Source organism: Seonamhaeicola sp. ML3, assembly GCF_023273855.1.
GTDB lineage: Bacteria > Bacteroidota > Bacteroidia > Flavobacteriales > Flavobacteriaceae > Seonamhaeicola.
In genome coordinates, this window is the sequence record NZ_CP096884.1 from 1,615,170 (window position 1) to 1,636,967 (window position 21,798).

Sequence of the window (21,798 nt, forward strand, 5' to 3'; positions counted from 1 at the left end):
CAAAACCATGTACGAAACTATTCTTAGCTTACATTCCTATTGGGCCTATCTTGTATTACTAGTTATAATAATTGCTGCTTTTAATGCTATCATTAAGACTGTTGGTTCTAAAGAGTATAGTGCAAAAGACTTCAGGATTTCCTTATTTACTTTAATTGTTTCTCACATTCAATTGTTAATTGGAATAGTACTGTATTTTGTGTCTCCAAGGTTCGATTTATGGAGTGAATTAGGCGGAGGCGTAATGGGAAATAGTTTAGCAAGATTTTACTTGGTAGAGCACCCTTTTGTTAATATTCTTGGAGTTGCTTTAATTACAATTGGCTACTCAAAACATAAAAAGGTACTTACTTCTGGGGCTAAACTTAAAAAGATAGCTATATTTTATTCAATAGCCTTAGTTTTATTTTTGTCTAGAATTCCTTGGAATACTTGGATTTGATAAGTTTGCTACGGCATTTCCTTCACTAGATAGATATACACGGGGTAGTGGTCGCTGTAACCGTTTGTGAAAGTTCCGCTAGAAAAACTTCTAAACGGATACCCTTTATATTTTCCTTTGTGGTGGGTTAAATAATTTGCATTAAAAATACCGCCTTTAAAATAGTTGAGTTCTTCTGAGTTTTTTTTGAGGAAAGGCTCTGTAAAAAGAATTTGATCGAACAAAAACCAGTTATCCCTGTAAGCTGTAGTTCCTATTCCGTTTTTATAGATTTTAGTAAAAGGATTATAGATGTCTTTTAGCCTTACTTTGTTTGCTTTTTCCTTAGCTTCTAGCACATTTTTCACACTTTTATTGGTAGGGTTGTCGTTTAAGTCCCCCATGATAATAATTTTAGAATAAGGGTCAAGGGATTGTAAAGAATCAACAATACTTTTATTCAACTTTGCAGCAGCTACACGTTTTGGATCGCTTCTTTCTGCGCCTCCACGCCTGGAAGGCCAATGGTTTACGATAATATGGATTAACTCATTTTCTAGCATACCGCTTACCAATAATTGGTCTCTGGTGTAAATACGGGAACGGTCTTGGTCATCAAAAATTTTGAGTTCGTAGGTACTCGATTTAATGGGCTGAAATGCATTCTTTTGATACAAAAGTGCTACATCTATACCTCGGGCATCTGGTGCGTCGTAGTGAATAATGCCATAGTCTTTTTTAACAAGTGAAGAATCATTTACCAAATCCTCGATAACCGCTCTGTTTTCAACTTCACATATACCAATAATACTAGGACTATTCTTTGTGGTTTCTTTACCAATATCGGCTAAAACCCTAGCCATATTCTTTACTTTTTGCTTGTATGCTTCGCCTCTCCCGGTTTTCATTTCCATTATCGGGCTATACTCATCAAGTTTATTGGGGTTATTAATGGTATCAAAGAGGTTTTCCAAATTGTAGAAAGCTACCGTGTGAATTTTAAACTTTTTTTCTTGTGCGTTCAGGCTAGTGGTTATCACAATTAAAAAAATCGAAAGATATATTTTCAAAGTATTCATTTTTAAACAAAAAACAGCTAATAATTGACCTGCAAAAGATAAGCCAAAGTATGATATAAAATTAGAGTTTTTATCTGAATTAGGTTACTTTTTATATATTTATGTGTCTATAAATTAGGATGAAAAAAACCACATTTACATTTCTGTTTCTATTTTTTTTACTTTCAGTTAAGGCTCAAGATACAGTAGTAAAAGGAAGTGTAAAAGAATCTTTGACCTACCTACCTATCGAAGGGGTTCTGGTAGAAATCGAAAACACAAATTTAAAAACACTTACAGATCAATTAGGAACATTTGAATTTTTAAACGATATCCCTTTTGGTGAACAAGTGTTAAGAATTTCGAAGACCGGTTATGTTTCAAAACGATTTCCCATTATTGTGAACGAAGGTGTAGTATTAAAGATTTTTGACATGAGCCTAGATAGGGACGTATCTGAAATTGAAGACTTGTTTACAATAACCTTAACCGATGACGAACTAAATGATGATGCGAGCGGTGCAGACAATATTTCAGGATTGTTAATCTCTTCGTTAGATGTTTTTCAAAGAACAGCGGCATTCGAGTTTAGTTCTTCTTTTTTCCGGATACGCGGGTTAGATTCCAATAATGGAACCATTTTATTGAATGGCATTGAAATGAATAAAGCCTTTAATGGTCGGCCGCAATGGAGTAATTGGGGAGGTGTCAATGATGTATTACGAAACCAAGAATTGGCCCTTGGGCTGTCACCATCAAGTTTCACATTTGGTGGTGTTCTAGGGAGTACAAATATTAATTTAAGAGCATCTGAGTCAAGACCTGGTGGACGAATTACCTATTCCTCATCTAACAGAAGTTATACCAATCGCGTTATGGCATCCTATGCATCGGGACTTTTAGCCAATAATTGGGCGTATACCATTTCTATAGGTAGGCGTTGGGGAAACGAGGGCTTTCAAGATGCGACGTCCTATAATTCAAATTCTTTTTTTGCTTCGGTAGAGAAGAAGTTTAACAATACCCACAGTTTAGGTTTAGTTGCTATTTACACGCCTAACCGAAGAGGTAAGACTTCTCCAAATACACAGGAAGTATTCGATTTAAAGGACATAAAGTATAACGAATACTGGGGATGGCAAGATGGCGAAAAACGAAATTCCAGAATCAAAGAAGTGAGTGAACCTATCATAATGTTAAATCACTATTGGGACTTGAATGATAAAACGTCATTAACAACCAATATTGGTTATCAATTTGGAAAACTGAGCAACAGTCGTTTAGATTATAATGGCACAGACTTAATAAATGGTTTTCCAGAAGGCGGAGGGGCAAATCCGAGTCCCACCTATTATCAAAATTCACCTAGTTATTTTGAGAGGAACTTTCCAAACGACCTGCAGTTTGCATATACCGCTTTGAGAGATTTTCAGAATGAAGGGCAAATTGATTGGAATGGCATGTATGATGCCAATATAAGTAACTCCCAAAATGGTGGAAATGCCATTTATGCCTTGTACGAAGATAGAGTTGACGACGCTCAACTAACTATTAATTCTATTTTAAATAAGAAATTAAATGATAATGCCATCTTGAATGCTTCGGTAGGTTATAAGAACCTAAAGTCTGAAAATTTTGCAGAGGTTTTAGACTTGCTAGGCGCTTCAACATATTTAGATATTGATGGTTTTGCCTCTGAAATAAACGAAGCTCAAAATGATTTACTAAACCCAAACCGGTTGGTTGGTGAGGGTGATGTTTTTAAATATAACTATAACATCTTGGCTAGTGAAGTTAGCGCTTTTGCCCAGGCCCAGTTTAACTTCAGTAAATTAGATTTTTATATTGCAGGGAATATTGAACAAACACAATATCAAAGAGAGGGGCTTTATCAAAATGGAGGGTTTCCAGACAACTCTTTTGGGAAAGGAAACAAACTCTCTTTTACAGGATTTGGAGCTAAAGCAGGAGCAACTCTTAAATTAACCGGAAAGCATGTTTTTAATTTAAATGCGGGCTACGTATCCCGAGCACCCACTATTCAGAATACATTTTCTAATTCTAGAGAAAATCATAACGTGGTACCTAATATTTCTAATGAAAATATAATGGCTGTAGATGTAAGCTATATTTTGCGTTCACCAATAGTTCAGGGAAAACTTACTGGTTATTATACGAAAATAACAGATGCTAGTGAAATCTCTTTTTTCTTTGCTGATGGTATTGGTGGCGATAATGCTGTTTTTGTTCAGGAAATTTTACAGGGTATCGACAGAAAGCATTTGGGTGTAGAATTAGGTTTAGAAGCACAGGTAACCTCTAGAATTAAGTTAAAAGGGGTGGCATCGGTTGGTCAGTTTACCTATGATAATAATCCTAATTTATACCTTTCCACAGAACCAGACCAAGAGTCGGTAGATGCTGGTTTTGTTGATGGTTTTAAAGATTTTGGTAAAGCCCAACTTAAAAATTACAAATTAGCTTCTGGCCCCCAAAACGCGTATTCGTTGGGGTTTGAGTATAGAGACCCTGAGTTTTGGTGGTTTGGTGCCGCAGCTAATTTTTTCTCAAATACATATATTGATGTGAGCCCATTAACAAGGTCATCGAATTTCAATACCGATTTCGATGGTAATGTGTTTAATGATTATGATGAAGATTTGGCTAGGGAGTTGTTAAAGCAAGAACGCTTTGATGATTATATGGTGGTTAATTTGGTTGGGGGTAAATCATGGAAAATTGGAAATTATTATGTTGGTTTTTTTGCCAGTATCAACAACCTATTGGATGAAATTTATAAAACAGGCGGGTTTGAACAAGGTAGAAACGCCAACTATAGAGAATTACGAGATGATAAAGCACTGGGTACTCCAGTTTTTGGACCAAAATATTGGTATGGAAGAGGAACAACCTACTTCTTAAACCTTAATCTTAGATTTTAAAGAGATGAAAAGGATAGAAAAAATATTAGCACTACTAGTCTTTGCAAATATGTTGTTATTTGTAAATTCTTGTATTAAAGATGATGATTACGGTATTCCAGATATTTCAGTGTCTGAACTTGAAATCCCTCAAAATCAAATCACAACATTTAAAGCGATTAAGTCCTTATATGAACAAGCAGTTAATGGCGGAAACGCTACTGTTGTGATTCAAGACGATGTTTATCTTGAAGGTTATGTGGTGTCCTCTGATAAGGCCGGAAACTTTTTTGAAGAACTCATCATTCAGAATAAAATAGATGGTAGTAATCCGGAAAACGACCCAAGACTTGGATTTAAGATAGATATTAACAAGAGCAATTTGTCAGACACATATCAGTTCGGGCAAAAAGTATATGTTAAGTTGAACGGGCTAACCATTGGTGAAACAAGCGGCGTCATAACCATTGGTAAAGGAGATGCGGTTAATGTAAAACAAATTCAGGCTTCAGAATACAGGGATATTGTATTAAGAAGTACAGAAATTGCCGAAATACAAGCTAAAGTGATTAATCTGGAAGATTTAACCGAAGCAGATGAAAATACTTTAATTCAATTGAATAATATGCAATTGAATAGGTTTGAATTGGGCGCTACTTTTGCCAGTGAATCTTTCGATGAATTTGATGGATTAAGGTTGCTGGAAAGTTGTGATTCAGGTGTGCAGGTAATCATGCAAACCAGTACATTTTCCGATTTTAAAGCCTTGTTGGTTCCTGAAGGAAACGGGAGTGTTGTAGGCGTTTACAGTCGAGATTTTAGAGACGATTTTAGTGTTATTCTACCTTTAAGTTCAGCATCTGTTAATTTTGATAGCGCCAAAAGATGCGATCCGTTGGAATTCTCCTGTGGTATTGCGTCCACCTTTGGTACTGAAAACTTATTCTTTGAAGATTTCGAATCGCAACGCAACAATCGTTTGGTTGAAGGCAATGGCTGGACGAATTATATTGAAGCTGGCTCCGAAGGATGGGAAGGATGGTCATCTACTTCAACCAATGCGTCTTTGGGACGTTCTGCCAGATTTCAATCGGCTAGTTCTGGGGATACTAAAAACATAGGTTGGTTAATTACACCTGCAATTAATTTAGACACTCAAGAAGGTGAAACGCTTCGTTTTAAAACCTCCAATAGTAGAGCGGATAGTAGTTTTATGGAAGTATTGTATTCTCAGGATTGGGATGGAACAGAAGCCAATGTTACTTCGGCGACTTGGAGCATTTTATCAGATGCTTATGTGGTTAAAGATTCCGATTCATTTGTAACTTGGTTTAACTCAGGAAATGTAGATTTATCTTGTCTTTCGGGAACTATTCATATCGCTTTTAAATACACTGGCGGGGATAAAGAATCTTTTGATGGACTTTATGAATTGGATGATGTTAGTATTGATTATGTACCGTAAATGAGTTACCTCTTAAAAACCGCATAAACAGGAAAGTGATCACTATAACCGCCTTTATACTTTTTACCAACATAGGTTCTAAAGGGCGCACCTTTAAACCTGCCGTTAAAGGTCTTTAGGAAATCTTCATCAAAGATGTTGGCATTGTAATATTCAAATTCATTTTTTGAACTCTTAAAAAAATTGGAAGTGAAAAATACTTGATCAAATAAACTCCATTGTTTAAATCTGGAAACCGTACCTCTGTTGTAGGTGCGAAGCGCCTCAAAAGGATTATACAAGCCATAATTTTCAACTAATCTAACTATACTGTTGTTATGAGGTTCGTCGTTAAAATCTCCAATCACAACTATTTTAGAAGCCTCATCTTCATGTTTCAAGGAATCTATAATTTCTCCAACCTTTTCAGAGGAGGCTAAACGTTTAAACTCGGTTTCTTTGGTGCCTTCTCTTCTAGAAGACCAATGGTTTACAATAACATGGATAAATTCACCATCTAATTCCCCAGAAACCAAGAGAATATCCCTCGTATAATCGGCAGAGCCGTCATCATCGGTCAAGTGAACGGTGAAGGTTTCAGAATGAGAGACTTTAAATGCTTCTTTATCGTAAATCAAAGCCACATCGATACCGCGTTCGTCAGGAGATTCGTAATGCACGTAGTCATAGTCAAGTCCCTCCAAATGCTTTGTGTCCAATAGGTCTTCAATGACTTTAGTATTTTCAACCTCTGCAAGACCAACAATGGCTGGGTGTTTTCCGGTTTCCCTTTTACCAATATTTGAAATGGCAAATCCTAGTTTTCTCAGTTTGTTTTTATAGCGTTTAGGCGTCCATTTTTTTGCTGAGCTTGGCAAAAAATCATTGTCATTGGTGTGTTCATCTTTAGAAATATCAAATAGATTCTCAACATTGTAAAATGCAATAGTTTGCATGTTGTCTTTCACAGGTATATCCCCAAATAAGTCGCTCATATTCTAAAAATTGATTCTAAAAATATAAAAATAAAGAATGCAAATGATTCTTTATTTTTCAGATTCCCGCTTTCGCGAGAATGACAATTTCATTTGATAGCTCAACATTCATTGTTGAGCAGCTCTTTTTTAATTAAAATGGATGCAATTGTGTAACTTTGTACATTATTAAAATTTATGATAGAAAAGAAGGACATAGCTTTAGAGAAGGCCGTTTTAATTGGAATTATAACCAAAGACCAAGACGAGGTCCAATCTAAAGAATATTTGGATGAACTTGAGTTTTTGACTTATACAGCGGGAGGTGAAGTAGTAGGGCGATTTACGCAGAAAATGGATATGCCAAACGCTAAAACTTTTATAGGGTCTGGTAAGATGGAAGATGTCCGTAATTTTATTGATGAAAACAAAGTGGGAACTGCCATTTTTGATGATGAATTATCGGCTGCTCAAGAGCGAAACATCAGTAAGATTCTTAATGTAAAAGTTTTAGATCGAACCAATCTAATCCTTGATATATTTGCGCAACGTGCCCAAACGAGTTATGCCAGAACACAGGTTGAGTTGGCGCAGTGTGAATATTTATTACCACGATTAAGAGGTATGTGGACACACCTTGAGCGTCAAAAAGGAGGTATTGGAATGCGTGGTCCTGGTGAAACGGAGATTGAGACCGATAGACGTATTGTACGCGATAAAATAGCCTTACTAAAAGCCAAAATCAAGACCATTGATAAGCAAATGGCGGTACAACGTGGTAACCGAGGAAAAATGGTTCGTGTGGCCTTGGTGGGTTATACCAACGTTGGTAAATCTACCTTAATGAATGTGGTGAGCAAAAGTGCTGTTTTTGCCGAAAATAAACTTTTTGCGACTTTAGATACGACTGTTAGAAAAGTGGTGATTCAGAATTTACCATTCTTATTAAGTGATACGGTAGGTTTTATTAGAAAGTTACCGACTCAATTGGTAGATAGTTTTAAAAGTACCTTAGATGAGGTTAGGGAAGCTGATTTATTGTTGCATGTTGTTGATATATCACATCCTAATTTTGAAGAGCATATTGCTTCTGTAAACAAGATTTTAGGTGAAATAGACAGTAGTGATAAACCAACGATTATGGTGTTTAACAAAATCGATGCCTATAAATCTGAACCTCTTGATGAAGATGATTTAGATACTGGAAGAACCAAAGCTAATTATAGCTTAGAAGAATGGAAAAACACTTGGATGAGTAAAATTGGTAACAATGCCCTTTTCATTTCTGCAATTAACAAGAGCAATTTAGAAGACTTTAAGAAACGTGTTTATGATGAAGTAAGAGATATTCATATTACACGTTTCCCTTATAATCATTTCTTGTATCCAGATTATAATTATGAGGATATGTAATAATAAAAAGGCATCTGTTTAAGATGCCTTTTTTATTTATAGTTGTTACTATTTAGAATTTATAGCTTAATCCAAGCGTCCAATACGTTTGTAAATCGTTGTCTACATCGTCAAATCCAGTTGCTGTTGCAGGAGTTTGTGCTAAAGCATAGTTTAAAGCTTCTTGTTTGTTGCTTCGTAAACCAAAATCAAAACCAACACCAATCATTTTCCAAAGGGTGTAACCAAATGAGTTGGTCCATGTCCAGCTTGAGAAATCTCCGCTTTTGTAGCTTTGGAAGGTAGATAGGTTTGTTTTAAAGTTTACTGCACCAATTTGTCTGGTATAGTCAGCTACTATTTTAGCCCCTAAAGAAGATTCAAAAACCGTGTCGCCACTACTAAACACAAAGTTGTAGTTTAGTGGGTGTATTACCACTACAAGGTTTTTAGTCGGTGTCCACGTTCCACCAATACCTAAATCTAAATATCCAGGGTCATTAAAGTTGTCTAACAATGTGGTTCTATATTCTCCCATTCCCGAAATGGCAAACTTGTCACTAAGTTTTCTACCATATAATGAAGAAATATTAAACACATCGGTTGTAGGATTGAAACTGTCATCATCGTTTGGGTTGTCCTTATCATCTAATTTTACCCAGTTTAAGTTTGTGGTTAACGCGTTTCTCCAAAAGAATTTATCTTCTATAAGGTTTGCAAAAGCGTTAACAGTAAAGCCAATATTACCCGAGCTATTATTTGGTGTTCCTTGTGCGTACCAGTTATTGAAGTTAGACAAGCTACCTCCAATGGTACCAAAAGCTCCCGTTCTCCAACCTGGTAAAGCATCTATTTGAGCTTGTAATGCATTTGCTTCTGCTTGGGCTGCATCTGCCTCAGCTTGTTTTTCAGCTTTTTTAGTTTGTAGTTCTTCTTTAGTCTGGGCATTTAAGGATATTGCTCCAAAAATCAACACAGCGAATAGTAATACTTTTTTCATACGTAAAATTTGATTTTGTAAAAGTTTTTGCAAATATAACTGTTAGACCCATTTAAGACTTTAGGTCACAAAGAATTATTTGTTTTTAAATAATGGAACCGAAGAGCAAGCCTCCCCATACATTATTGATTTAGCAACAGGTTTTAACTTGTTGGCTAACATGATATAGGCATTTTGGGGAACGGGTTTGTTGGCACAGCCTTTAATGATTATGGGTTTGCCCTCATATTCCTCAATAGGTAGGCTGCTAATAATATCTTGATAAACAGAAGTTTCTAGTATTTCTAAATCACCAATAACAACTTTTTTTACAAAAGGTTCTAGTTGAATGCTCAGTAGCATATAAGCCCAGCCAGGAATAATGGCATCTGTACTACAGGTTAAAGCCACATAACTGTCTTTATATTGAGACCAGTCATTAGATTTGACGTGTTCCCTAAAATCTTTTTCACGTAAAACAAAGCCCTCAAATAGCCAATCTTTAATGTCAAATAAAACACGTTTGCCTTCAGGATAAAAATCCTCAAGGTCTAAGGTAACTAGTTTACTGTTCGCTACGCGATTTATGATTTCGTCTGCCATTGTAAAAAGTTCAAAGTTAAAAGTTCAAGGTTTTGGGTTACTGCAAACTGTAACTGAATACTGCCACTGAATTAAAGCATCCCCAATTCCAACTTAGCTTCTTCACTCATTAAATCTTGAGACCATGGTGGGTCGAAAGTAATCTCCACTTCAGCATCTTTCACCTCATTTAACGATTTTACTTTTTCCTCAACTTCCAATGGTAAAGTTTCAGCCACCGGACAGTTAGGTGTTGTTAAGGTCATAAGTATTTTAACGTCGTAATCTTCGTTTACGAATACATCGTATATCAGCCCTAATTCGTAGATATCCACAGGAATTTCTGGGTCATAAATAGTTTTTAAAACATTTACTATTTTTTCACCTAGGGCGTTTGTGTCTATTGTTGTATCACTCATATTTAAATGTTTATGCGTTTATTTGTTGAGTCGTTTAAACGAATACACGTATCAACGAATAAACCTAGTTGAGTTGTGTTTGATACGCTATTGCGTACATTTTTAACTGTTTTACCATACTTACCAGCCCGTTGGCACGAGTAGGCGATAAATGCTCCTTTAATCCAATTTTGTCAATAAAACCGGTGTCGGCATCAATGATGTCTTTTGGATTCTGATTTGAAAATGCTCGAATTAAAATCGCAATGATACCTTTTGTAATGATGGCGTCACTATCGGCTGTAAATTCTAATTTATCATCTTTCATTTCAGCATGAACCCAAACTTTACTTTGGCAACCTTTAATAATGTTGCTTTCGGTTTTGTATTGGTCGTCAATCAAGGGCAATTCTTTCCCTAAATCTATCATGTATTGGTAACGCTCTTCCCAATCGTCAAACATTGAGAATTCGTCAATTATTTCGTTTTGAATGTCTTCAATCGTCACAGTGTCAAATTTTAATTGTTGTCACCTCGAGCGGAGTCGAGAGGTTTCTCATTTTTGTTAGTTATACCAATTGAGGTCTCGACTCCGCTCGACCTGACAATACTAATTAAACGCAAAAATACGATAACTAAAGTTGCTATTCAATGTTTTGAGCTATTGATAAGATTTCTTTAACAAGATTAGTAATGGCTGTATTTGGGTTGCCATGGTCAAAACTTGGTGTTTCGTATGTTTTTCCATTTAGAGTTACTTTTAGCTTAGCAATAGCTGCACCATCAAATAAGCGTTTTTGGGAAGGTGCGTCTAAACTCGAGAGGGTTTCTATATTGATAGTCTTAATAAGATTAATTAGTTTATCCCATTGTTCATCTGTGCATCCCATTTTAGTTATGCTGCCATTCCTTTCATTTTGAACCGAAATAGACTTTTCGTTAATTTGAATGACCTGAAAACTATTTCGGGAGTGTTGATTGTATTCTAATGAAATGGCTAAGTCTTGTTTCGTAGCTTCCATTAAAACTCTATCTCCATTTGAAAATATCAATGTATCGCCTTTTACTGAAAACAAGTTCACTTTAGATAGTGCATCCAACATTTTGCTTTCCACATCGTTGAATTTTGGAGAACACATCATTCGGGTTGATCCTATAGGTCCAAACCGTAAACCATTATCAATAGTTCCAAACGACCCAAAGAAACGGTTACATCCAGAAAATCCTGAGACTTGTTTAGTGGAATCGTTAAAGGTAATATTCAGATTAAATTCTGAAACATCATTTCCATTTAAAGTTGTAATGTTGAAGGTGTCATTCAACATAGTATTTTGTTTTTGGCCATTAGAATTATCACATGTTTTTAATGCCATAACACTGAATAGCATCAGTATCCATTTCATATTACTAAAATTTTAAAAATGAAAGTACAAAAAAGATGCCTAAATTAAAGAGTCCTTGTCATTCTGAGCGAGGCACGAGCGCGAGAATCTGTAAAATGGATTTACAAATAATTACTAGTTCGGTTTTAAAAGAGATTGCTACGTCGCTATGCGCCTCACAATGACGTCTTACTTTGTGGGACACGTTTTACACTTAGCTTGATGAAGTAAAGTATATTTCAGAATCTTTTCCTTTTAGTTAATACAAATTATGAGAACCTGAAATACTGAAACAAGTTCAGCACAGGCAAGTTCAAGTTGACAAAGGTGTTTGTCAGGATAGCATCATTTGGGCTTTTTTAATACCCGCAACTAAAACATCAATTTCAGCTTTGGTATTATAAAAAGCAAAAGAAGCTCTTATAGTTCCTGGGATTTTGTAGTAGTCCATTATGGGTTGTGCGCAGTGATGCCCCGTACGAACGGCAATACCCAATTTATCTAAAATAGAACCAACATCATAAGGATGAATACCTTCTAGATTAAATGATATCACAGATGTTTTATTTTTAGCTGTACCGTAAATTTTTAAACCTTCAATTTCTAGAAGTTTTTGGGTAGCGTATTCCAATAATTCATTTTCGTATGCTGCAATGGCTTCAAAACCAATAGTATTCATGTAATCTATAGCAGCTCCAAAAACAATGCCGCCAGCTATATTAGGTGTGCCGGCTTCAAACTTATGTGGTAAATCGGCATAGGTGGTTTTTTCAAATGTTACCTCAGCAATCATTTCACCGCCCCCTTGGTATGGAGGAAGTTTGTTTAACCATGCTTCTTTACCATAAAGCATTCCTACTCCCGTTGGGCCACACATTTTATGTGCAGAGGTTACATAAAAATCAACGTCCAACTCTTGAACATCTGGTTTTATATGCGGACAAGCTTGCGCACCATCAATTAAAACCGCTGCACCTACAGCATGCGCCTTTTTAATGATATATTCAATAGGGTTAATAGTTCCTAAAGCATTAGATATGTGGTTGGTGAAAACTAATTTTGTGTTTTCGGAAAGGAGCTTGTCGTATTCAGACATTACTAATTCGCCTTCGTCATTCATAGGAATGACTTTAAGGATAGCTCCAGTACGTTCACATAACATTTGCCATGGCACAATATTGCTATGATGCTCTAAGGCAGAAACAATGATGTCATCTCCTTTCTTAAGAAGAGAGGAAAATCCATTGGCTACTAGGTTAATACTATCTGTAGTTCCAGAGGTGAATATAATCTCATGTGCATGTTTCGCATTAAAATGATGCTGTATTTTTTGTCTGGATTGTTCGTATAAATCCGTAGCTTCTTGGCTTAGTGTATGCACACCACGGTGAATGTTCGAGTTGTAGTTATGGTAATAATTTACAATAGCATCAATAACTTGTTGCGGTGTTTGAGACGTAGCTGCATTGTCAAAATACACTAAAGGTTTACCATTAACTTCTCTGGAAAGAATGGGGAAATCTTTTCTTATTTCTTCAACGTCTAACATACTTTTGTTATAGCCTTTATACTTGTCTAAAAATTTGTGGATTCCAGTCTTCGCCGGAATGACAGCTTAAAGTTTCCGAAAAAGTTACAGGTCGAAACCGATATTTACACCTAGTTGGTTTGCTATCATTTGCGTAATTCTTCGTTTCAACTCTGGAATTTTAACAGAACTTAAAACGTTATTACTGAAAGCATACATCAATAAAGCCTTTGCTTCTTTCTCAGGTATTCCTCGTGAACGCATATAGAACAGAGCACTATCGTCTAATTGGCCAACGGTACAACCATGTGAACATTTAACATCATCTGCAAAAATCTCTAATTGAGGTTTTGTATTGATAGTCGCTTTATCGCTGATTAAGATGTTATTATTGGCTTGAAATGCATTGGTCTTTTGCGCCTCTTTTTCAACTACTACTTTCCCGTTGAATACACCAGTGGCACTATCTCCAAAAATACCTTTGTAGTCTTGGTGGCTTTCACAATTTGGTTCTATATGGTGAACTAAAGTGTTATGGTCTACATGTTGCTTGTCGCCAATAATAGTTACACCTTTTAAAGTTGAGTCTATGCGCTCACCCTCTTGGTAAAAGTTAAGGTTATTACGAATTAACTTTCCACCAAATGAAAAAGTGTGAACCGATACAATACTTTCACGCTTTTGTTTAATGAAAGTATTGTCTACTAAAGACGCTTGTTGAGTATCACTTTGTATTTTGTAATAATCTACTATGGCGCGTTTTTTTGCGAAAATTTCTGTAACACTATTGGTTAATACCGGATTGCTTGTCAAGCTTTGATGACGCTCTATTAATTGAACATGCGAATTCTCTTCAACGACAATTAGGTTACGCGGTTGTAGCATTGTTGCCGATTCATTACCCGTTGAGAAATGTATGATCTGAATGGGTTTTTCAACTATTTTTCCCTTTGGAATGTGAACATAAGCTCCCTCTTTAGAAAATGCTGTGTTTAAAGATGCTAAGCTATCATCTGTTGCAGCTTTATTGAAATAGTTTTCAATAATCAATCTGTACTTTGGTTTGGTCAATGCTGCAGACATTAAGCAAACGTCTATGCCGTCATGCGTAGTTTCAGAAAGATTAGAAGAATATTTACCGTCTACAAATACAATTTTATAGCTATCTATATCGTGTATGAAGTATTTATTTACTTCTCTATATTCTAAAGCATTTTCCTGTTTTGGGAATACGCTGTAGTCTTCTTTTAAAAGTTTATTTAAAGAGGTGTATTTCCAAGCCTCGTCTTTTTTTGTAGGGAAGCCTTTTTCTTCAAACGTTTTTATGGCATCGTTTCTAACTTCGTGAACATAAGAATCTGTCTCGGCTTGGTTCTCGAATACTAAAAATGACGATAATAATTTTTCTTTTAAATCCATTCTTTTAAGTTGAAATGTTTAAAAAGTTTGAAAGTAAAAAGTTGTTGAAAACTTTAAACGCGATAAACTTTTTACGTTTTAACTCAAGAATTGGTTAAACCAATTCTTGTTTAATCCAATCGTATCCCTTTTCTTCAAGCTCGTGAGCTAACTCTTTGCTTCCAGACTTTACAATTTTTCCATCGTGTAAAACATGAACAAAATCTGGTACTATATAGTCTAACAATCTTTGGTAATGCGTAATCACAATTACCGCATTGTTTTCACTTTTAAGTTTATTTACACCATTGGCAACAATACGAAGTGCATCGATATCTAATCCAGAATCGGTTTCGTCGAGAATAGCCAATTTGGGTTCTAACATAGCCATTTGGAAAATCTCGTTACGTTTCTTTTCACCACCAGAGAAACCTTCATTCAATGAACGCGATAAGAATTTTCTATCGATTTCCAGTAAATCGGATTTTTCACGAATCAATTTAAGCATATCTTTAGCGGGCATATCTTCTAAGCCTTTAGCTTTCCTTGTTTCGTTAATAGCGGTTTTGATAAAGTTGGTTACAGACACTCCTGGGATTTCAACAGGATATTGAAATGATAGGAAAATCCCTTTGTGAGCACGTTCATCGGCTTCTAACTCTTCAATGTCTTCACCTTCAAAAATGATGCTTCCTTCTGAAACCTCATATTCTTCTTTTCCTGCAATTACAGACGATAGGGTGCTTTTTCCAGAACCATTTGGTCCCATAATAGCATGAACTTCACCAGGTTTAACCTCTAGGTTAATCCCTTTTAAAATACTTTTGTCTTCAACACTTGCGTGCAGGTTTTCTATCTTTAACATATTAATTGGCTTCGTTTGTATTCTTTTATTTTATAGGAATCTGAGATTATCCTACGCTTCCTTCTAAACTTATTTCTAATAATTTCTGTGCTTCAACAGCAAATTCCATTGGTAACTTGTTCAATACTTCTTTACTAAATCCATTAACGATTAAAGCAATGGCTTTTTCGGTATCTATACCTCTTTGGTTACAATAAAAAATTTGGTCCTCGCCAATTTTACTAGTTGTAGCCTCGTGCTCAATTTGAGCTGTTTGGTTTTTAGTTTCAATGTATGGGAAGGTGTGTGCACCGCACTCATTGCCCATGAGTAAACTATCGCATTGCGAGAAGTTACGAGCGTTTTCTGCTCTGGAATTTATTTGAACTAATCCGCGATATGAGTTTTGAGATTTTCCAGCTGAAATTCCTTTGGAAATAATGGTTGACTTCGTGTTTTTTCCTAAGTGAATCATTTTTGTTCCCGTATCGGCCTGTTGGTAATTGTTAGTTACGGCGATAGAATAGAACTCACCAACGGAATTATTCCCTTTAAGAACACATGAAGGGTATTTCCAAGTTACGGCACTTCCGGTTTCTACCTGAGTCCAAGAAATTTTGGCGTTGGTTTCGCATAAGCCTCTTTTGGTTACAAAGTTGTAAACCCCACCTTTTCCTTCGGCGTTACCTGGAAACCAGTTTTGTACTGTAGAATATTTGATTTCGGCATCGTCTAGAGCAATTAACTCTACAACTGCTGCGTGTAATTGGTTTTCATCTCTACTTGGAGCTGTACAGCCTTCTAGGTAACTTACATAGCTGCCTTCGTCTGCAATAACCAAAGTTCTTTCAAACTGACCAGTTCCTGCTTGGTTAATTCTAAAGTAAGTAGATAATTCCATAGGGCACCTAACACCTTTAGGTATGTAGCAGAAACTACCGTCACTAAATACAGCGCTATTCAAGGCTGCATAAAAGTTATCTTTTTGAGGTACTACAGTTCCGATATATTTTTTTACTAGCTCTGGATGTTCTTTGATAGCCTCTGAGATACTCATAAAAATGATACCCTGTTCAGCTAAAGTTTCTTTAAAAGTGGTAGCAACCGACACAGAATCTACAACTACATCCATAGCAACACCGGCTAATTTTTTTTGTTCATCTAAAGAAATGCCAAGCTTTTCAAAAGTTGCCAGTAGTTCTGGGTCAACTTCGTCTAAACTATCATATTTAGGTTTACTGTTTGGTGCCGAGTAATATGAAATGGCCTGGAAATCGGGCTTTTCATAATGTACATTAGCCCATTCTGGCTCTTCCATATCCTTCCATATCCTAAAAGCCTCAAGTCGCCATTCGGTCATCCATTCCGGTTCTTCTTTCTTTTTAGAAATGGCTCTAACGATATCTTCGTTTAGACCATTGGGGAAAGTCTCTGATTCAATATCAGTATAAAAACCATATTCATATTCTTTGGTTTTTAATTCTTCTCTTAAATCGTCCTCTGTATATTTACTCATGTTTCGAGTTTATTAGTTTTAAAAGTCTTCCTATTGGGAAGATTTAGATGGGTCTATAGCGAAAAAGATTCACCACAACCGCAAGTTCTATTGGCATTAGGGTTGTTAAATACAAATCCAGTTCCGTTTAATCCTCCGGAGTATTCTAAGGTTGTACCTATTAGATAGAGAAAGCTTTTTTTGTCTACAATGATTTTAACACCGTTATCCTCGAACACTTTGTCCTCATCTTGTTGCTCTTTGTCAAATTTTAAGTCATAAGACAATCCTGAACATCCGCCACTTTTTACACCTACACGAACAAAATCTGTAGAGGCATTATAACCATCTTCGGTCATAAGCTCAATCACTTTTTTCTTAGCTGTTTCAGATACTTTAATCATTTGATTTTAATTAGATTGACTCTAAATAGAGTGCAAATATACAATATAAGTCATGGATTACCGCAGAACCTAACATTATATTAATATATGGTTTTATAGTTTTTAATTATTGATTTTTAAAAATGGGATTGTTCACAAATTCAAAATCCGAAAGAGATAAAAGGAAAGCCTTTAAATCTGCTTTATCCTGAGGGCTTAATTGAACACCGCCTTGGTCTATTTTTTTCATTAATGGGTCTATTGTGGGAGAGTTTTGAAGTCCTTCACTGTAGTGGTTTATTACTTCATCTAGAGTAACAAATCTCCCATCGTGCATGTAAGGCGCTGTAAACGCTAAGTTCCTAAGTGAAGGTGATTTGAATTTGCCATTATCGGCGGGGTCTCCTGTAACAGCTCCAAGACCCAAATCTGTAAATGTTACATCTAAGCCGTTGTTATGAAAGAGATTGTCTGTCCATAAAGGGTTGTTTTCGCTACCATGGCAATGAAAACAGTCTCCCTTGTTTTCATCCATGAATACATTAAACCCATTAAGTTCTTGAGGGGTAAGTGAGGTTTCTCCCAAAAGGTATTTATCAAACTTGGAATTTCCAGAAATTAAAGTGCGCTCAAATTGAGCAATGGCTTTGGTTACCAATGTTGAATCGATTTTTGACGTTCCAAAAGCTTGATTAAATAATGTTTGGTATTCTGAGTGATTTTGAAGTTTTTGCTCAACGGTAATCCAAGTATTGTCCATTTCTGTTGGGTCTGAAACGGGATTAAAAGCCTGATGCTCTAGACTGAAGGAACTACCATCCCAAAAGAATTTTTCATCATAATTCCAGGCCAGATTAAAAAGTGGCATAGAGTTTCGGGTTCCAAGAGTTCCGTTTACACCATCACTAAATCTATCAGGATCTGCAAAGGCGTTTTTTGGTGCGTGGCAATCGGCACAAGCTTGTGAGTTGTCTTTAGATAAAATGGGGTCAAAGAATAGTTTTTTTCCTAGGGCAATCCCTTCAACAGTTTGTGGATTGTTAAATGGTACAACGGGATTTAGTATTTTATCTTCAAATAGTTGTGGAATATCTAAAGGGCTTTTAGTTGGGCTATAGGTGTCTACCGTTTCATTTGCACAGGAGAAGCAAATAAACAGGAAAAACATACATTTATGTGCAAACCATTTTTTCAAATCTATTAATCTATTGATTTTAAACTAAATACATTTTGCCCGTTGGCATGCATTAAGATTTGAGCCGATGAATTTGGCATTAACATTTGGTTTAAAGTATTTAAATCCCAAACATTAGGGTTTTTAAACCATTCAGCAATATTCATTTCAATATTTAAAGTTGTATCGTTGGAAACAGTTATACTTCCTAGGTTTACCTCAAAGAAAGTGTCCTGTGGAAATGTTGGATTTGAGCCCGGATTGTCTGCAGCCCTAATCGCATGGTAATTATAGCCATGTTCTTCACTGTTGCTATTAATAAATTTTCCGTCTAATTGCATGTAATGATAGCCGCCTCCTAACATGACTGGAACATTCCAGGAAGCAGAATTTAAATCTGGATATACTCCATCACTATTTTTTTCATTTGTAAATCCAAATACAAAAGAAACTTTGGAATAAGTTCCTTTGGGGATGGTTGTAGATGGAGAAAATTCTAAGTTTTCACCGTTTGTGACATCAATAAGATTATATCCGTCTATGATTATGGTTTCCCCGCTAGATTTTTCCAGTTTCAAATCGGATATTAAGTAACGAAGGCGTTCAATACTAAGTTCTTCTCCATTTGCATTGGTGAATTTAATAACATTAAAATCGGAACTGGTAACCGTTATTCCATCCCAATTGTGACTAAAACTAAGCGTAATGGTATAGGCTTCTGATTCGTCATCAGAACTACAGGAAAGCAATAGTAAGAGTATTAAAAGCAAGGCAATTTTTTTCATTTATTTTGTTTTAATAATTAATAAATCAGAAAATCCTTTGTTGTTTTGAATATCAAAATCTGAACTACTGGATTCCCCAACCACCAATGCAGATCCGTCATTCAGTTCGATAACGTCGTAAGCCAGGTCAACTTCGGTACCGCCAATATTTTTCTGCCATAACAATTCTCCGTTGTTGTTTATCTTAATGATCCAAGCGTCGTTTTGGCCTTTATTGTCGGAAACGTCAATATCACCACTTCTGGAGCTTCCACAGATGATAAAGCCACCGTCTTGAGTTTTGGTTATTGCACGTGCCGCATCAAAACTGCTTCCTCCATAAGTCTTTTCCCAAATTAGAGTTCCTTCGGGAGATACTTTAATCACCCAAAAATCGGCTGCACCATTATTGGTAGAGATATCTTGGTCGTTACTTCTTGTGTCGCCAATTATTAAAAGATTTCCATCGTTGGTTGCCACAATTCCGCTGGCTTCATCGGCTTGGTTTCCACCAAACGATTTTTCCCAGATAAGTTCACCTGTTTCAGATATTTTAACCACCCAAAAATCGTAAGAGCCTTTATTGTTTTTTATGTCAACATCGTCACTATCAGATGAGCCTACAATAACATATTCGTTGGTATTAGTTTGTATAACACCATAGGGAGTGTCTGTAAATGAGCCTCCAAAAAACTTACTCCATTGCATGGTTCCGGCTGAATTTAATTTAATGGCCCAATAATCGCCGCCAGCATGCCTTTTTGATGTTGTTTTAGTGTTGCCTTGTCCTCCTGAAGCACTCACATCTAATACACCTGTGATTAAAAACCCACCATCGTTTGTGGTTATCATTGAGATACCATCATCGGCACCAGAAAAGCCAAACGATTGCTCCCAAGACACATTGCCAAAGGCATCTGCTTTTAGAATCCAAAAATCATTAAACCCGTTATTTTCCGAAACATCTCCGTCGTTACTTTTACTTGACCCTAAAATAGCATAACCACCATCGCTTGTTTGAACAATATCGTTTCCTCTATCATCATTAGACCCGCCATAAGTTTTTTGCCATTGTAAATTATGGTTTTGGTCGAATTTTAAGAGCCAATAATCAAACGATGTGTTTGTTTTATTAGCTATATCTCCATCAGAACTTTGGGTATATCCCAAAATAGCGTAACCACCATCGTTGGTTTGTATTACAGATTGAGCACTTTCGTTATTGGAACCTCCTAAGGTTTTTACAAAATCTATTTCTATGCCGACTGGAATAGGGTCTTGAATTTTAGGAGATTCACTTTTTGAACAGCTTACAGCTATCAAGGTTAAAGTAAAGCAGCATATTAAGAGTTTATGTTTTAAGGTGTTATTCATAATATAAAATTATGTTCCACTCTTTCTAACCACAAAAAGTCCTCTGTTTATATCACTTATAATAATGTTGCCACTTGGTAGATAAGGGTAGATACTCCAAGCGCCCTCAAAGCCAACATTGTTATTTTCGGGATGGGTATCGAAATAACCAATTTCTGAAAAACTGCTATTGTCTATATTGGAAATATCAAGCACACGCATTCCAGCATTATAGTTCGCGTAAAAGTAATTGTTGTCTTTAACGTAGCCATTATGATCTATAGCAGATGACGAACCAAAATAGTTGAAATGGAATTCAGGATTGTCCAGATCTGTAAAGTCAAGAATTATAGTTTTGGTATTAAAACCAAAAGTAAGTTCGTCGGTTTCGTCTCCTAGTATAAAATACTTCATATCTGTAGTTAGCCAACCTTGGTGCGTATAGCCAACATTACTGTAGCTAATTGTTGAAATTATGATAGGAGTTTCTTTATCTGTAACATCGGCGATAACCACCTCGTCTTCGTTACTCCCTATCAAGATTTCCTTGCCAGTATAGTCTAAATCGGGGCCGCTATAAGTTACTACTTGGGCGTCATGCGAATAACCACCGTCTCTTAACCCACCTTCTATGAATGGTGAAGTTGGGTTTTGTATGTTTATGAAAATTGGGCCTCCAGCAAAGGTGCTGCTTCTATTAGCGCCAACAATGTAAGCATACCCAGTCGATTCGTTAATTACAATATTATGTGCTCTTCCAAAACCAGTAAAGTGGGTATCTACTGAAAAAATTTCAGGAGGATTTGTAACAGTTCTTAAACGTGTTAAATCGAAAACCTGCATACCATGACTGTCTTCTCCAAAGTTATTATCTGCAACAATAAAAGCATGGTTGTTGTAAACCTTAACATCTCTCCAAGTAGATGTTGAAGTGGCTGTTGGTATTTTTCCTAAGTAAACCGGGTCGGTAGCATTTGATATATCCACAAAGCCAACACCGTTGTCTAAACACATTATGGCATATTCTTTACCTGTGTTTGCATCTACCCAGCCCCATGAATCGTTTCCAGATTCCTCTGCGTTAAAGGTACTTAATGGGATATTTGACATCAGGTCGTAATCGTTACAAGGATATTCTCCTGCAAATCCATTTAGGCAAGGGGTAAAGGTGTCTTGGTCTAGCCTAGTGTTAATAGGGATATTATTATCTCTTTCACATGAAACAAGCACAAAAAACAATAAGAATACTAATGAAAGAAAGTTGGCTTTTCTTTTTATTTGGCACATACAAGCAATTTTTAATCAGAA

Annotated in this window: 20 protein-coding genes; 4 read left to right on the top strand and 16 right to left on the bottom strand. The window is 36.1% G+C overall.

All coding sequences use genetic code 11. The features are described from left to right. Window positions 1-7 precede the first annotated feature (7 nt). On the top strand, window positions 8-442 hold the full coding sequence (locus M0214_RS07225; RefSeq protein ID WP_248724796.1) for a hypothetical protein: 435 nt from the start codon (window positions 8-10) through the stop codon (window positions 440-442). Window positions 443-450: 8 nt separating this feature from the next. Here M0214_RS07225 and M0214_RS07230 read toward each other — a convergent pair whose 3' ends face one another. Then, the gene (locus tag M0214_RS07230) at window positions 451-1,500 is read right to left on the bottom strand and encodes an endonuclease/exonuclease/phosphatase family protein (RefSeq protein ID WP_248724797.1); all 1,050 of its coding nucleotides are present in this window, start codon (window positions 1,498-1,500) and stop codon (window positions 451-453) included. A gap of 119 nt (window positions 1,501-1,619) precedes the next feature. Here M0214_RS07230 and M0214_RS07235 point away from each other — a divergent pair, with 119 nt between their 5' ends. After that, window positions 1,620-4,421, top strand: a complete 2,802-nt coding sequence (locus M0214_RS07235) for a TonB-dependent receptor (protein ID WP_248724798.1) — start codon at window positions 1,620-1,622, stop codon at window positions 4,419-4,421. Between the two features lie 4 nt (window positions 4,422-4,425). Further along, window positions 4,426-5,865 (top strand): DUF5689 domain-containing protein, encoded by a 1,440-nt coding sequence (locus M0214_RS07240; protein ID WP_248724799.1) that lies wholly within the window; start codon window positions 4,426-4,428, stop codon window positions 5,863-5,865. 5 nt (window positions 5,866-5,870) lie between these two features. Here the strand turns inward: M0214_RS07240 and M0214_RS07245 are convergent, their stop codons facing one another. Next, a complete protein-coding gene (locus tag M0214_RS07245; protein ID WP_248724800.1) occupies window positions 5,871-6,839 on the bottom strand; it encodes an endonuclease in 969 nt (322 codons plus the stop codon). A 177-nt stretch (window positions 6,840-7,016) separates the two neighbouring features. Between M0214_RS07245 and hflX the strand changes: the two genes are divergently transcribed. Continuing rightward, complete coding sequence (gene hflX / locus M0214_RS07250; protein ID WP_248724801.1) at window positions 7,017-8,231, top strand: GTPase HflX; 1,215 nt, start codon at window positions 7,017-7,019, stop codon at window positions 8,229-8,231. Between the two features lie 52 nt (window positions 8,232-8,283). Here hflX and M0214_RS07255 read toward each other — a convergent pair whose 3' ends face one another. The 14 genes from M0214_RS07255 to M0214_RS07320 form a co-directional block, all read right to left on the bottom strand. Continuing rightward, window positions 8,284-9,210 carry a DUF3078 domain-containing protein gene (locus M0214_RS07255; protein WP_248724802.1) on the bottom strand — a complete coding sequence of 309 codons (927 nt, stop codon included), beginning with the start codon at window positions 9,208-9,210 and terminating at the stop codon, window positions 8,284-8,286. 75 nt (window positions 9,211-9,285) lie between these two features. Then, a complete protein-coding gene (locus tag M0214_RS07260) occupies window positions 9,286-9,792 on the bottom strand; it encodes a DUF2480 family protein (protein WP_248724803.1) in 507 nt (168 codons plus the stop codon). 71 nt (window positions 9,793-9,863) lie between these two features. Next, window positions 9,864-10,190 (bottom strand): DUF59 domain-containing protein, encoded by a 327-nt coding sequence (locus M0214_RS07265; protein WP_248724804.1) that lies wholly within the window; start codon window positions 10,188-10,190, stop codon window positions 9,864-9,866. A gap of 64 nt (window positions 10,191-10,254) precedes the next feature. Further along, a complete protein-coding gene (locus M0214_RS07270) occupies window positions 10,255-10,677 on the bottom strand; it encodes a SufE family protein (protein ID WP_248724805.1) in 423 nt (140 codons plus the stop codon). Between the two features lie 136 nt (window positions 10,678-10,813). Next, on the bottom strand, window positions 10,814-11,572 hold the full coding sequence (locus M0214_RS07275; protein WP_248724806.1) for an META domain-containing protein: 759 nt from the start codon (window positions 11,570-11,572) through the stop codon (window positions 10,814-10,816). 313 nt (window positions 11,573-11,885) lie between these two features. Beyond that, window positions 11,886-13,100, bottom strand: coding sequence for an aminotransferase class V-fold PLP-dependent enzyme (locus M0214_RS07280; RefSeq protein ID WP_248724807.1), 1,215 nt, complete (start codon window positions 13,098-13,100; stop codon window positions 11,886-11,888). A gap of 84 nt (window positions 13,101-13,184) precedes the next feature. Continuing rightward, window positions 13,185-14,498, bottom strand: a complete 1,314-nt coding sequence (gene sufD / locus M0214_RS07285) for a Fe-S cluster assembly protein SufD (RefSeq protein WP_248724808.1) — start codon at window positions 14,496-14,498, stop codon at window positions 13,185-13,187. Between the two features lie 94 nt (window positions 14,499-14,592). Continuing rightward, entirely contained in the window at window positions 14,593-15,342 is a 750-nt protein-coding gene (gene sufC, locus M0214_RS07290; RefSeq protein ID WP_248724809.1) for a Fe-S cluster assembly ATPase SufC, read from the bottom strand. 46 nt (window positions 15,343-15,388) lie between these two features. Further along, a complete protein-coding gene (gene sufB, locus M0214_RS07295; RefSeq protein WP_248724810.1) occupies window positions 15,389-16,837 on the bottom strand; it encodes a Fe-S cluster assembly protein SufB in 1,449 nt (482 codons plus the stop codon). 53 nt (window positions 16,838-16,890) lie between these two features. After that, the gene (locus M0214_RS07300) at window positions 16,891-17,220 is read right to left on the bottom strand and encodes an iron-sulfur cluster assembly accessory protein (protein WP_248724811.1); all 330 of its coding nucleotides are present in this window, start codon (window positions 17,218-17,220) and stop codon (window positions 16,891-16,893) included. Between the two features lie 106 nt (window positions 17,221-17,326). Next, window positions 17,327-18,367: a cytochrome-c peroxidase gene (locus M0214_RS07305; protein WP_248724812.1), complete on the bottom strand. Its 1,041-nt coding sequence runs from the start codon at window positions 18,365-18,367 to the stop codon at window positions 17,327-17,329. A 32-nt stretch (window positions 18,368-18,399) separates the two neighbouring features. Continuing rightward, window positions 18,400-19,158 carry an MbnP family protein gene (locus M0214_RS07310; RefSeq protein WP_248724813.1) on the bottom strand — a complete coding sequence of 253 codons (759 nt, stop codon included), beginning with the start codon at window positions 19,156-19,158 and terminating at the stop codon, window positions 18,400-18,402. Beyond that, window positions 19,159-20,511: a hypothetical protein gene (locus M0214_RS07315; RefSeq protein WP_248724814.1), complete on the bottom strand. Its 1,353-nt coding sequence runs from the start codon at window positions 20,509-20,511 to the stop codon at window positions 19,159-19,161. It abuts the gene before it with no gap. A 9-nt stretch (window positions 20,512-20,520) separates the two neighbouring features. After that, a complete protein-coding gene (locus M0214_RS07320) occupies window positions 20,521-21,777 on the bottom strand; it encodes a choice-of-anchor B family protein (protein ID WP_248724815.1) in 1,257 nt (418 codons plus the stop codon). Window positions 21,778-21,798: the final 21 nt, after the last annotated feature.